13 protein-coding genes are annotated in these 12848 nt (G+C 40.4%); 9 read left to right on the plus strand and 4 right to left on the minus strand.

Going from position 1 to position 12848, the window contains the following annotated elements; translation table 11 throughout:
• Nucleotides 1-11: 11 nt before the first annotated feature.
• The 3 genes from LNTAR_RS15495 to LNTAR_RS15505 are packed head-to-tail and all read left to right on the plus strand — an operon-like array spanning nucleotide 12 to nucleotide 1730.
• A complete protein-coding gene (locus LNTAR_RS15495; RefSeq protein ID WP_007279674.1) occupies nucleotides 12-593 on the plus strand; it encodes a LemA family protein in 582 nt (193 codons plus the stop codon).
• Nucleotides 590-1018, plus strand: a complete 429-nt coding sequence (locus tag LNTAR_RS15500; protein WP_007279675.1) for a TPM domain-containing protein — start codon at nucleotides 590-592, stop codon at nucleotides 1016-1018. The genes LNTAR_RS15495 and LNTAR_RS15500 overlap by 4 nt, the downstream gene beginning before the upstream one ends.
• Nucleotides 1008-1730: a TPM domain-containing protein gene (locus tag LNTAR_RS15505; RefSeq protein ID WP_007279676.1), complete on the plus strand. Its 723-nt coding sequence runs from the start codon at nucleotides 1008-1010 to the stop codon at nucleotides 1728-1730. The genes LNTAR_RS15500 and LNTAR_RS15505 overlap by 11 nt, the downstream gene beginning before the upstream one ends.
• Here LNTAR_RS15505 and LNTAR_RS15510 read toward each other — a convergent pair whose 3' ends face one another.
• Together LNTAR_RS15510 and LNTAR_RS15515 are read right to left on the minus strand one after the other, a co-directional pair.
• The gene (locus tag LNTAR_RS15510) at nucleotides 1731-2954 is read right to left on the minus strand and encodes a glycosyltransferase family protein (RefSeq protein ID WP_007279677.1); all 1224 of its coding nucleotides are present in this window, start codon (nucleotides 2952-2954) and stop codon (nucleotides 1731-1733) included.
• Between the two features lie 2 nt (nucleotides 2955-2956).
• A complete protein-coding gene (locus tag LNTAR_RS15515; RefSeq protein ID WP_007279678.1) occupies nucleotides 2957-3736 on the minus strand; it encodes an HAD-IIB family hydrolase in 780 nt (259 codons plus the stop codon).
• A gap of 92 nt (nucleotides 3737-3828) precedes the next feature.
• On the opposite strand from LNTAR_RS15515, the gene LNTAR_RS15520 reads away from it, so the two are divergent.
• From LNTAR_RS15520 to LNTAR_RS15540, 5 genes are all read left to right on the plus strand, one after another.
• On the plus strand, nucleotides 3829-5535 hold the full coding sequence (locus tag LNTAR_RS15520; RefSeq protein WP_007279679.1) for a sugar phosphorylase: 1707 nt from the start codon (nucleotides 3829-3831) through the stop codon (nucleotides 5533-5535).
• 135 nt (nucleotides 5536-5670) lie between these two features.
• On the plus strand, nucleotides 5671-6423 hold the full coding sequence (locus LNTAR_RS15525; RefSeq protein ID WP_007279680.1) for a TylF/MycF/NovP-related O-methyltransferase: 753 nt from the start codon (nucleotides 5671-5673) through the stop codon (nucleotides 6421-6423).
• Between the two features lie 28 nt (nucleotides 6424-6451).
• On the plus strand, nucleotides 6452-7432 hold the full coding sequence (locus LNTAR_RS15530; protein WP_007279681.1) for a phosphotransferase: 981 nt from the start codon (nucleotides 6452-6454) through the stop codon (nucleotides 7430-7432).
• Nucleotides 7433-7434: 2 nt separating this feature from the next.
• A complete protein-coding gene (locus tag LNTAR_RS15535) occupies nucleotides 7435-8316 on the plus strand; it encodes a 3'(2'),5'-bisphosphate nucleotidase CysQ family protein (protein WP_157473617.1) in 882 nt (293 codons plus the stop codon).
• 201 nt (nucleotides 8317-8517) lie between these two features.
• On the plus strand, nucleotides 8518-8880 hold the full coding sequence (locus tag LNTAR_RS15540; RefSeq protein WP_007279683.1) for a hypothetical protein: 363 nt from the start codon (nucleotides 8518-8520) through the stop codon (nucleotides 8878-8880).
• A gap of 72 nt (nucleotides 8881-8952) precedes the next feature.
• On the opposite strand, the gene LNTAR_RS15545 is transcribed toward LNTAR_RS15540, so the two are convergent.
• Nucleotides 8953-9447 carry an LURP-one-related/scramblase family protein gene (locus LNTAR_RS15545; protein WP_007279684.1) on the minus strand — a complete coding sequence of 165 codons (495 nt, stop codon included), beginning with the start codon at nucleotides 9445-9447 and terminating at the stop codon, nucleotides 8953-8955.
• A 313-nt stretch (nucleotides 9448-9760) separates the two neighbouring features.
• On the opposite strand from LNTAR_RS15545, the gene LNTAR_RS15550 reads away from it, so the two are divergent.
• Entirely contained in the window at nucleotides 9761-10840 is a 1080-nt protein-coding gene (locus LNTAR_RS15550) for an IS110 family RNA-guided transposase (RefSeq protein ID WP_007279685.1), read from the plus strand.
• A 457-nt stretch (nucleotides 10841-11297) separates the two neighbouring features.
• Here the strand turns inward: LNTAR_RS15550 and LNTAR_RS15555 are convergent, their stop codons facing one another.
• A complete protein-coding gene (locus tag LNTAR_RS15555; RefSeq protein WP_007279686.1) occupies nucleotides 11298-12824 on the minus strand; it encodes an SPFH domain-containing protein in 1527 nt (508 codons plus the stop codon).
• Between the last annotated feature and the right edge of the window lie 24 nt (nucleotides 12825-12848).

The following is a 12848-nucleotide window of genomic DNA, read 5'->3' on the forward strand; positions in this document are numbered from 1 at the left end:
AGGGAATCATTATGAATAAAATTGCTATTATCGCCGCCTGCTTTATCGCACCCATTTTAATACTTGTTACAATGGGAATCATGTATTGGGTCAACCACAATACCTTAGTAAAATTAGATGTCGCCTGCGATTCTCAATTCGCAGAAATTGACAATATGCTCAAACGCCGAGCAGACCTCTTACCTAATCTAGTCAACACTGTCAAAGGTTACGCAAAACACGAAAAGGAAATCTTTGTAGCAGTTGCCGAAGCTCGTACCAAAATTGGTTCGGCTAAAACTGTTAAAGAAAAATCTCTTGCTTCTTCAATGATGGATAAAGCTCTTGGTCGCCTCTTAGTCGTTGTGGAAAAATATCCTGATTTAAAAGCGAATCAAAATTTTATTCGTCTCCAAGACGAGCTTACAGGCACAGAAAACCGTATCGCCGTTGCAAGAACTCGCTATAATGAAGCTGTCAAAAAATATAATACTAAGATTCGTTCTTTTATTGGTCGTTTAGTCGCTGGGGGAATGGGCCTCGAAAAACGTGATTTCTTTGAAATCGAAAACCCGGAAGATAAAGAAGTTCCTAAAGTTGATTTCGAATCATGAGTTTTCTCAACAAAGAGCAACAAGCTCAAATTGGCGATGCCATTACTGCAGCCGAACTTAATACTTCTGGCGAAGTCGTACTCTACCTCTGCAAGAAATGCAAAGGCGACATTTATGAGCATGCGCAAGAAGTTTTTAACAAAAAAGAACTCTATAAAACTGAGCAAAGAAACGGAGTACTCATTGTGCTCTCTTACCAAGATCACAAACTCGCAGTTTTAGGTGATGAAGGTATTAATAATGTAGTGGAAGATGGTTTCTGGGACGATGTGATCAAACACATGGTTGATCAATTTAAAAAAGACGCCTACGCTGATGCTTTAGCCGAAGGTATTCACATGATTGGCGAGAAGCTTAAAGTTCATTTCCCTTATCAATCAGATGACGTTAATGAACTATCTAATGAGATCCTCCATGAAGATTAAACTATTTTTCCTCTTACTTTTAAATTTATCTCAATTCCTTTTTGCTGAACTTCCCGTCCCTAAAAGACCGAGCCTAAAATCTCACATTATTGACCAAGCCCAAGTCTACTCCGCAAGAGAAGAAGCTCAGCTCTCTGCTTATTTAGAGCAGTACTTTAAATCGGCTAAAGTCACGATGACTATCCTTACTGTAAAAAGCTTAGAAGGTGAAGCCATTGAATCCTTTTCAATACGCGTTCTCGATGAATGGGCCAAAGACGAGCTCTTTAAAAAAGAATATAAATCTGACCTCTTATTTGTTTTTTCAATAAATGATCGCAAATGGCGTTTGGAGGTAGGTAAAAATCTAGAAGGCGATATCCCTGATGCGAAAGCAGGCGATTTCTTAAGAGCCCTTCCGCCCTACTTCAAAAAAGGGGATTTCTTTGGCGGCACGGTGATGATTATTGCGAGTTGCGCAAAGGCCTCTGGTGGCAAGATCAACGCCAAGGTAAAACCCGCTCCTAAACGCAAGAAAAAATCGGCAGTCGACTACATTATCTTCGTTATTTTTGTCATCTTCTTTGTCATGAGCATGTTTTCCCGCGGTGGACGCGGGGGTGGCATATTCATCATGGGAAGCGGACGCGGTGGCGGAGGTTTCTCCGGCGGCGGTGGCTGGGGTGGTGGAGGCGGAGGTTTCTCAGGTGGAGGAGCCTCAGGCAGTTGGTAATTATGGAGAAAACTCCTCGCTATCCAACTCAACCGCCTCTTTGATCATATCCAATACTTCTGGAATCGCAGATGTCACTCGGTTCCAGCAAGGAATAAAGGGCGTCTCGCTCGGATTCTCTAAGAAAATCTCTCCTGCGCGAATGATGTTTTGTGAAAATAATTCAATCGCATTTTCTTCTTGGTGACGGTCTAAAGCTAGACCGTTCATCACAGCATCCGCATGATATTGATCAACTAAATCCAAGGCCATTCGATAATAGGTGGCTTTGAGAGTACGGATAGTTTCAATCGAGAAAGTCTCTCCCTCAGTGGCAAGTTTTCTGAAAATCGCTTTACAAATATCTGTGCTCATTTTAGAAAGACCTTTCTCCACATCTTTAGGAGATAAATCTTGGTGCTTGTGATCGTACACATCACAAATATCTACTTGCGATAAGCGACTAGGTGAATAGTTCCTATAAACCTCAGATAAAACTCCAATTTCTAAGCCCCAATCACTAGGAATGCGTATAGTTTTGACCACATCTGCTTGCATCGTAAATTCACCTGCTAAGGGATAGCGGAAGCTATCGAGGTAGTCGAGGTAGTCTAATGGCCCTAAAATTTTCTTAAGAGCTCTAATAAGTGGTGTAACCAATAAGCGACTCACACGTCCATTCAACTTACCTCCTGCTGCTCGGTAATAAAAGCCTTTAGTGAATTTGTAACCAAAAGTTGGATTGGCCACAGGATATAAAAGACGCGCGGGCATCGATCGATCATAAGTCGTAATATCACAGTCGTGAAGTGCGATGGTTTGCGCGCGTTGTGAAGCTAGAAAATATCCATAACAGTACCAAACATTTCTTCCCTTTCCCATTTCTTTCGGCGCAAGATCTTCTTTCGCTAAAATCGAATCAATTTTCCGTAAACGCGGCCCATCATTCCACAGAACTCTAAAATCCGTATTGAGACGGGAAAAATATTTTTGTGCGTGGGTGTACTGGGCTTTATCGGCTCTATCGAGACCAATGATAATCTCCTCCAAGTATTTAACATCTTTAATTTCTTCAACAATATTATCCAGCGCAGGTGCCTCTAACTCAGAGTAGAGACTTGGTAGTAAGAGTGCCATTTTATTTGTCTTAGAAATATCAAGCAAACGCCTCTCTAATTCCTCTGTCGGTAGTTGCTTAAAGTTATGTAAAGTGGCAATGCTACCACCTTGAAAAAAATCACCCATATTTATTCTCCTTGTTTTAATATTTTAATCATTTCTGTATTCCACCCTCTTGGCCCTTTATCAGCGGCCAAGATATAATCTGTTCTATCGAGTTTTAAATTTTCACCTTTGCTAGCAGGAATGACTACTGCTATATCGGCCAGTTCCAACATCAGTTTATCATTGGCACTGTCACCAAGTGCTATCACACAAATTTCAGACTGATAGATAGCACCATAAACTTCTTTCAAGCGTTCAATGATCTCACTCTTATCAACCATGCCCATGACGTGAAAAAAACGTCCTCCCTTTAGTAAATGTAAATTTTTCTGTGCTAAGACTAAGCGAAACTTTTTTAATTCATCCTCAGTCCCTAGCCATTTTATCGGTTCACTCCCTTGGCGATCTAAAGCTTGACTTGCTTGAGACTCCGTCAAACCCGTCTCTTTTGATAAATCGTGACTTGTCCATTCACTAAAGCCAATAAAATTGAATTGATCTTTGAGTTTTGATAAAATTTGTAATATTCCATCACGGTTAATCCCCGGAGTCTCCACCATCTCCGCTTCACCCCAACTGCCTGACCAGCAAATCACAGAGCCATTTTCAGAAACACAGGGGTCTATATTACCCATCTCTTCTTTGAGCTGTTGAAGCTCTGCTAAAGTTTTTGATGAATTAAATATAATAGGGATTTTTTTCGTCTTAAGTAAATCTAGAGCTTCTTGTGCTTTGTCCCACGAATAATCCGCGTGATCTAACAATGTCGAATCCAAATCAGTGACGACAACATACTTTTTCATAACTTCCTGCAAAATGTAATTGATTAGTTTAAAAGTAACATTATTGTAATTTTAATTAAATCAAGTTACTAATTTGTAAAAAGGATAATTTTATGATTTCTTATACTCCTTGCAGTATTTATGAACGCCTAACTCAACTTTATTCCGAAGAGGATTCGAAAGCGACTCACATCTTAATACTCAATTTAATTGAGAATTATAAAGATAAAATAAGCAGTTCAAACAAACAACTCTCCGAAGAAGACATCATTCTCATAACATACGGCGATAGTATAAAAAAAGAAGGGCAAAAGCATTTAAAAACTCTCTATGATTTCGATGAAACCTTTTTAAAAGACATTATTAATACTATTCACATACTCCCCTTTTACCCCTATTCCTCGGATGATGGTTTCTCTGTTATTGATTACAAAGCCGTCGATCCCGAACTCGGTTCATGGGAAGATGTGGAAAATATAGCAAAAGGTTCGAGCTTGATGTTCGACGGAGTGATCAATCACATCTCTCAACATTCTGAATGGTTCAAAGGCTACCTACGTGGTGATGAGCAATATAAAAACTATTTTATTGACACCCCACCCGATGTGGACACCTCTATGGTGGTTCGTCCACGAGCTTTGCCCCTACTTTCTCCTTTCGAAGCTGCCGATGGAAAAATTCACTTGATTTGGACCACCTTCTCGCGAGACCAAGTCGACCTTAATTATGCCAACCCCAAAGTTCTTCTCGCTGTTTTAGATGTACTCTTATCCTATGTAGAAAAAGGGGCTAAACTCATTCGTCTTGATGCGATTGCCTTCGTATGGAAAAAATTTGGAACGAACTGTATTCACTTGGAAGAAACTCACCAGCTCATTCAATTGATGCGAGATGTCCTGCATAAATTGGCTCCAGAAATCATCATGATTACAGAAACTAACGTCCCTCACAAAGAAAATATATCTTACTTTGGTTCAGGTGATGACGAAGCACAAATGGTGTATAACTTCGCCCTCCCACCCCTTTTAGCTCATGGCATTATCACTGGCGACTGTCGTCATTTAAACAAATGGCATGGTGAACTCGAGCTGCCCAGCGACAAAGTCTGTTTCTTTAACTTCACTGCGAGTCACGATGGCATTGGACTCAGGCCCGTTAGCGGCATCCTCAATGATGCTGAAATCCAAGAACTCATAACTGCCGCAGAACATAGTGGAGGTCGCGTTTCCATGCGCTCTAATGGTGACGGAACTGAAAGTCCCTATGAACTCAACTGTAATTATATGGACCTCCTCAGCCCACTGATTAATACACAGTCTGAAAAAGTGGGCCGTATGCTACTCTCGCAAAGCATTGCTCTTTGTATGCCTGGAGTTCCAGGGATTTATATCCATAGCTTAGTGGGCTCAAAAAACGACCTCGATGGTGTCATGCTAACGGGAGTCAATCGCTCAATCAATCGAGAAAAGCTAGATTGGGAAAAACTTAAAAACGAACTCAACAATCCTCACCATCAACGCTACCTTGTCTTTGAAAACTATCGTCACATGCTCAAAGTCAGAAAATCCTCGGCATGCTTTAACCCCTTTGCTCCTTTCAAGATCTATGAGCTCTCCAATAGTCTTTTTTGCATGCTTCGCGAATCGGCTGATCGCAAAGAAAAAGTTCTCGTTCTCGCCAACTTTGCCCACTCCGCAAAAACTTACGAAAACTTACCTTTCCAAGGCAGATATAGTGATCTCATTACGCAAGAATTCTTTGACACAAATGTCCTGCAACTTGAGGCTCACCAATTCTTGTGGCTAAGCATTGAGGGCTAATGGATTCTAATGGGAAATAGATCATCTAATTCCGTCATATTTCTACTTAAAAACCTTCCCACAAAGCAAAAGAGATTTGCGTAAAACTTGTCTTCCTGCTAAGATAGAAAAAGTCGTTTTAACAATAGGATTCGGATGAAACTAGCTAAGTCAATTTTAAAGAAGTTTACCCCCATTTTTCAAAACACCTCTTTTTTCATGCAAGGACAGATGGATATCAACCCAAAATCTCGTTGGACGAATCGTGAACTCCAACAAGAAACAGGTGGTTTTTACCCTAAAGATTCATCCCTTAAACGCACAATTAACAATCTTGAAGCTTGGGACAATACTCGACGTGACATGATCACGCTCATGCTCCGCACCCTGATCGACAAAAAAATCGAGGGTAGTATGGCGGAACTCGGAGTCTACAAAGGCGGTACATCTAAGCTCATTCACAACTATATGCCTGAGCGCCCTTTTCATCTTTTCGATACTTTCGAAGGATTCACCGATCGCAGTGTCACAGCCGAAAAAGGCCACACTGAATTTGAAACGAAAGGCAGTAAGTTTTCTGATACCTCATTAGAAAAAGTTCGTGCACACATTGCGCCACAAAATGATAACGTTCATTTTCACAAAGGTTATTTCCCAGATAGCCTTCCCGATAATTTCCCAGAACAGAAATTTGCCTTTGTTCACCTCGATGCCGACCTTTATGAACCAACTTTTGAGGGCCTCAAATATTTCTACGAGCGCATGTCAAAAAAAGGCATCATTCTCGTTCACGATTACAACGCTTGGATTGGCGCTCGCAAAGCTGTAGATGATTTCTTTGCTGACAAGCCTGAACTTCCTGTGCCGATGCCCGACAAAAGTGGCTCTGTACTTATCACTAAGCAGTAAAATCTTAGGACTCGGCTAAATAGTCATCATGCTATCACCTGAGCTTAAAAATCGAATCATTCGCCTTCTCAAAGGAGGCGAGATCTTATCGAGCCAAGTCATTCAAAACCTTTGGAGTGGCTATGGTAGTATTCTACGCATTGAATTAGATCACCCTCAGCATACAAGTTTAATTGTCAAACACGTCAAGCCGCCGAGTGTCAGCAATCATCCTCGAGGTTGGAATAGCGATTTATCTCACCAACGGAAACTCAAGTCCTACGAAGTTGAATCCAATTGGTATAAAAATTTCAGCTCTCAAAGCCCAGAATTAGCTAGAGTTCCTAAACTCATTGTCTGTGAACAAGGAGACGATGACTTTCTGATCATACTTGAAGACATGGATGCGAGCTCCTACCCAAAGCGTCTCACGTCCGTCAATCAGCAATCCTTGGAAGCTTGTTTAAAGTGGCTCGCTCATTTCCATGGTAAATTTCTTCAACACAACACCACGGGACTTTGGACGAGTGGTTGTTATTGGCACCTCGAAACCCGTCCCCAAGAACTGCAAGCTCTCGATGATATTGAACTAAAAAGTGCTGCTCAAGCCATCGATCAAAAACTCAAAAATTCTCCCTTTCAAACTATTGTTCATGGCGATGCGAAACTCGCAAACTTTTGCTTTAATCATGATGCCTCTGAAGTCTCCGCAGTGGACTTCCAATACGTCGGTGGTGGTTGTGGTATGAAAGACCTCGCTTATTTCGTAGGAAGTTGTCTCCACGAAGAAGATTGTGAAACTATGGAAAACGAGATTCTTCAGTTCTATTTTAGCGAACTTCGCAAGGCCACAAAAACATATCACCATAGTATAGATGTCGATGCACTCGAGCAGGACTGGAGAAATCTCTACCCCTATGCCTGGGCAGATTTCCACCGCTTCCTCAAAGGTTGGAGTCCTGGGCATTGGAAAATTAATTCATATAGCGAACGTATTTGCAGAGAAGTTATTGCGGATTTAGAATCGTGAACTTGACCTCAGAACAACTTTGCGAACTCAGTAAACTTGCTATTGAAGCCGCCCTCGATGCCGGTAAACTCATCCAATCTTACACAGGAAAAGACCTTAAGCAGCAATTTAAAACAGGCGCTAGTTCAAAGGCTTCGGAAGTCTTTACAGAGGTTGACCTCAAAGCTGAAAAAATCATAATTGAAAAACTGGCCCCAAGCTTAAACACTTATAATTTAGCCCTACTCGCCGAAGAAAGCACTGATGATGGCCTGCGCCATCACAAACAAGCCTTTTGGTGTATAGACCCTTTAGATGGCACACTGCCTTTCACTGAAGGCGTTCATGGTTATTCTGTTTCCATTGCCTTAGTCGCAAAAAATGGAAGTCCATTAATTGGCGTCATATATGATCCCGTTAAAAATGACATCTACCATGCCATAAAAGATCAAGGCCTCTTCAAAAATCGTGAAAAATGGGGATTCAAGCATGAAAGTGAAGACAAGACTTTCTACTTCATGTGTGATCGAAGCTTTCACGAAAGCGCAAATTTTGCCGAAACAAAACAATTTCTTGAAACACTCAGTAAAGAACTCAAATGTGATCAACTCAAAGTTCTTCATCAGGGCGGCGGCGCCATGAATGCCGTCTTAACCCTCAGCCAACCATATGCTTGCTACTTTAAGTACCCCAAAGCCACTCTCGGTGGTGGTAGCCTGTGGGATTTCTCTGCAAGTGCTGCGCTCTTCGCAGAAGCCAAAAGACCCTCCACAAATATTTTTGGCGAAGCCTTGGATTTAAATCGTAAAGACTCCACCTTCATGAATCACCAAGGTGTACTCTACGCCAGTACGGCTGAAATCTCAGCTGCGATTCAAGAGTTCCATACGCTTTTGAACTCATAAAATCTACGATTGATTAGTCAATTCAAAAAAAATCGATGCCCTAAGCATTAATTTTCAGCCAAAATTAAGCTTTAACTTTTTCCTGACTCATAGGCCTAAAAATCATGAACTAATTCTATTAGATTAAGATTAAGGCACTTGCTTTTCTGCAGATCTTGGCATTTCTTTAATTCTACCTGTAAAATAATAGGATGAGACGAAATGAAAAAGATACTTATTGTCGCTAACTTCACAAAACGTTGCAAAGCTATTCTCAAGAAAGCATTTAAACAAGGCATGGATGTCAGCATTATAGGCTCAGCACCTCAACTCAAGAAAATAGCTAGCAAGTACTCTTTTAAATATTTAGGGAAAAGCTTTAAAAACGTAGAACACTCACTCAAAAATTTCTGGGCCGTCGTTAATTGCGATCAAGATTTTCATTGTGACGCTTTCATAGATTTCTGTAAGTGCAATCAACTCAATTACTATAATCATAATGGTGAATCTCTCTTGTCTCGCAAAGACTTAGGCCCTCAAGAAACACTTACTAAGCAACTCTGTTTTAAATTGATTAGGCCTTAAACAAAAAAGACGAACTCGCAGGAGTTCGTCTTTTTTATATAACTTTCTAAACAACAGCTAAATTTTAAACTTTTAGTCAAAAGATCCACTATTATTATTCTGACTCACTAGGTCGATAATGATCGCCGTCGAGAGTATCGAAACATCATCTTCTCCATCAATGATGTCGACCCCATAAGTCCCCGCCCACGAGAACATCTTTTTCTTAACTCTCGCTACAACTTTGCCCGAGCGATAAAATTTGTAATTGTGCCCCCAAAAATCGCCTTTGATTGTGTAATCATTGGGCCCCGGAACATCTAAAATAAAATTCTTTTTGAACCAAGCAAATTTTTGTTGGATTTCCGCAAACATAAGCCCTCCTTTATACAGTCGGTAACGAGGCATCATTGACAACATTTTTTGTTCAATGAAAGCAATTTCTTTTCCTTTAGCATCATAAACATCAAGCTTATTACCAAAACTAAAGAACTTACCTTTTACTGTATAAGCCAGCTTTTCCTCTTCGGTTTTTATCTCATAATTATCAATCAGAGAAAAAACCTTATCCTTCATCGCATATTTCATACTTCCTCCATGTCATTCATATTACTCAATTATCTTTAATACTGTGAAGATATTTAATAGATTACTTTACGATTAAGCAGTTAACGATGAAAACTTACATCGCAGAGCGATGTTACTTTAAATAGCCCCACATATAGTGTGGAATTTAATACAAGGGCAAAAAATTATGTTCCTTTAGGTACACTACTTAAATAGCCTTCTCAGTTTCATACCTAAAGATAGTATGAGAAGGCAGCCCTCGGCAAAGTCCACTTGCTAGCAGACCTTGCCTGACGTTAATTAAGTTACCACAACAAACTAACGGAGAACTACCATGTCTAAAATTACTATCACTGTTCCTGAAATCACAATCGGAATTGATCTTTGGAACAAAAAACACGACCTTTGTGTTCTTAATTCAATGGGAGAAGTTGTCGAACAAATACAAATTGATAATCATATCGAAGCTTTACATGAGTATTTTGAACAATATAAGAATCGTTCAAGTATTCGAATAGCTTTGGAAGTAGGCGCTTGTTCAATGTGGGTTTCTTCGATTCTCAAGGAAATGGGCTTTAAGGTTATTGTCGCCAATGCACGAAAACTGCGGATGATTTGGGGGGACACAAATAAATGTGATGAAAAAGATGCAGAGAAAATAGCTCGTGTAGCTCGAATGGATCCTAAACTTTTACATGGCATTGAGCACCGAAGCCTATCTGCTCAAAAAATGTTATCAGTAATTCGTGTACGTGAGCATTTTATTGGGGCTCGCACGAGGTGTATAAATTGTGTACGTGGCATACTAAAGAGCTTTGGTGTAACAGATTTACCCAGTTGTGCATCAAATCGTTTTGGTGAACGAATGCTTGCACATATTCCTGATGACTTGATATCGACTTTAGGAGAACTCTTGGAAGAATCTAAAGATTTAACAAACCGTATTGAGGGATTGGATGATCGGATTTATATGCTTAGTGAAGAGTCATGCCCTGAAGCTATAAAACTTCAGGAACTACCAGGTGTCGGTCCAGTTACGGCCTTAACTTATGTATTAACTATTGATGACCCTAAACGCTTTCAAAAGAGTAGAGATATTGGAGCTTTTCTTGGGTTAACTCCCAAAAGAGATCAATCGGGAGAGATCGACAAACAATTAAGTATCACAAAGCAAGGAGATCGTTATTTAAGGGCTTTATTAGTTGGTTCTGCTCAGTTTATTTTAAGTGACCGTTCACCTGCTTCTGATCTTAAAAATTATGGTCGTAGGATTGCTAGTAGTGGAGGACGAATTGCCAAGAAAAAGGCTGTTGTTGCCATCGCGAGGAAACTTGCGATATTAATGCATCACTTATGGGTCAGTGGGGGAGATTATATTCCATTACACAAACAAGCTTTAAGAAAAGCTTCTTAATTATCCACCAATCCAGCCAACCTCCCCTCCATTTATTTTGAACCAAATTAAGGAATGAATTTAAAAAGAAAAGAGTTTAACAAATGTCTTATTCGATGACTGCGGGCCATGCCTAGAACAATAACCACGCCAAGGTTGTAATAAAATAGTTCGTCCTAAAGATAGCAGCATCAGATAGGATACAATCATGCACCGGACTTGGCGGTCCATAAAATGAGTGCGAATGGAAGCAAGACAAAATTTTATCGACATTTGAAAACTGATTTTCTCAATTATCTGAATAATATAACTTTAATGTAAACCGTAACTTGTAATCGCCTTCTCATGGAAGGCATGATAAATGTTTCTCACTTCATTTGTCTTAGGGCTTTGCCCTAAGCTATTTAAAGTTTAATGGTTTCACCATGATTTATATATGCTGTAGATGTATATACGTCGTTAGCTGAATGATCATATATTATTTTTTATCCGCCTGAAGCTTTTTCATAATCAAAGAATTGACTGCTTCTGAACTACTTGCATCTCCGCCGCCCATAAGTAGGATTTCTGGAACTTTTCCATCCCATTGCTCCATGGCTAATCTCAGCATTTCTAACTTTACAAAATTATCTACACCACCAAGAGCTTCCATTTTTTTCATGTAGGCTTGAGCACGGCCTTCTGCTAATTTAATTTCTGCCTGAGCTTCCTGCTCGGCAATATCAACCTTAGCGCGTGCTTTTGCTTTCAATTGCTCCTGTTCCGCATCCTCTTTGGCTTTCACTACCTGAGCACGTTCAATCTCAGCTGTTTGCTGCACTTTAAAGGTATCAACTTCTTGCTTAGCGACCTCTTTATCAGTTTGAGTTGATAAAAGCTTCTTACCTTCTTCAGTATCGCGAATACCAATATCAGCAACGTAAACTCCATCAGTTGTCACTCGATAGCTAGCTAACTTCTCGGCAAAAGTTGCCGTAGCACTTTCTTCGATCTGTGAACGTTCTTGGACATATTGAATAGCCCCGCGAGATTCCGCATTATTTCTAAAAATGGCTCGAATGGTGGGGAGGATCACACGGTCTTCGAGAACGACAAACCCATTGCGGTCTAAATCGGCATCTGGATTGGCGAGCATCGCAACGACGTAAGGAGCATCTTCTGCAGAGATTTTCACGGAAACACGTACATCTACAGGAAACTCAAAGGAGTCGCTCGTTTTCACTGTAATACTATTCTTTTGCACATAATTATAAACTCGGTTTGTGGTCTGAACTAAAGTAACCACAAAAGCGTCTGGGTGCAGATAATAAGCATTGGGTGATAAAGCTTTATTCCATATGCCACGAAAGCCCGTTGGGACGATTGGCACACCATTCACTAATGAAATTTTTTGGCTATCATCATATTTTTTTCCCGCATTAGCCTTAATCACTGCGACTGTACCAATGGGAACTTCTAAAGCTTTTTTAACGGTAATCTTAAACAAACGTGGATTATAACGATACTGACCTGGAGTTAACACGGTTAACTGAGGCCCCTTGTGACCTTCTTTCATGAACATTTGAGCGTTCAACATGTCAACGGGGTTTTCCCATTCCTGAGCGAAAATTTCGCCTTTCGGTAAAGGTTTTGCGCCATCCATCGATTCAACCACCCCCACATTGCCTTGGGGGATTGTCATATTATCTACCGTTTTTAGATCGTAGAGCCAAGGCCAATAGAGAAAATGCCAACCTGGAGGAAGGACTCGCGCCTGAGGTCCTTTTTCACCGTCTGTCGCAATAATTTGACCAACAGGTAAATCTTTACCAAATTTGACAATGACGATGCCAGCTTGATCATCTTCTACGTAAATAGCCGTAGAGGCTACAACTAAAACTAGAGCAATAACTCCCGCAGCTACGCGGAAGAAAACTTTAATCACTCCATCCATTTTATCACCTAAAAGTATAGGTATCACTAAGCCTATGGCTAGGGTTAATAAACCCACGACAAATATAAACATATCTTCTCCCTTCCTATTGATTTT

It is taken from the genome of Lentisphaera araneosa HTCC2155 (assembly GCF_000170755.1).
GTDB classification, from domain to species: Bacteria; Verrucomicrobiota; Lentisphaeria; order Lentisphaerales; family Lentisphaeraceae; genus Lentisphaera; species Lentisphaera araneosa.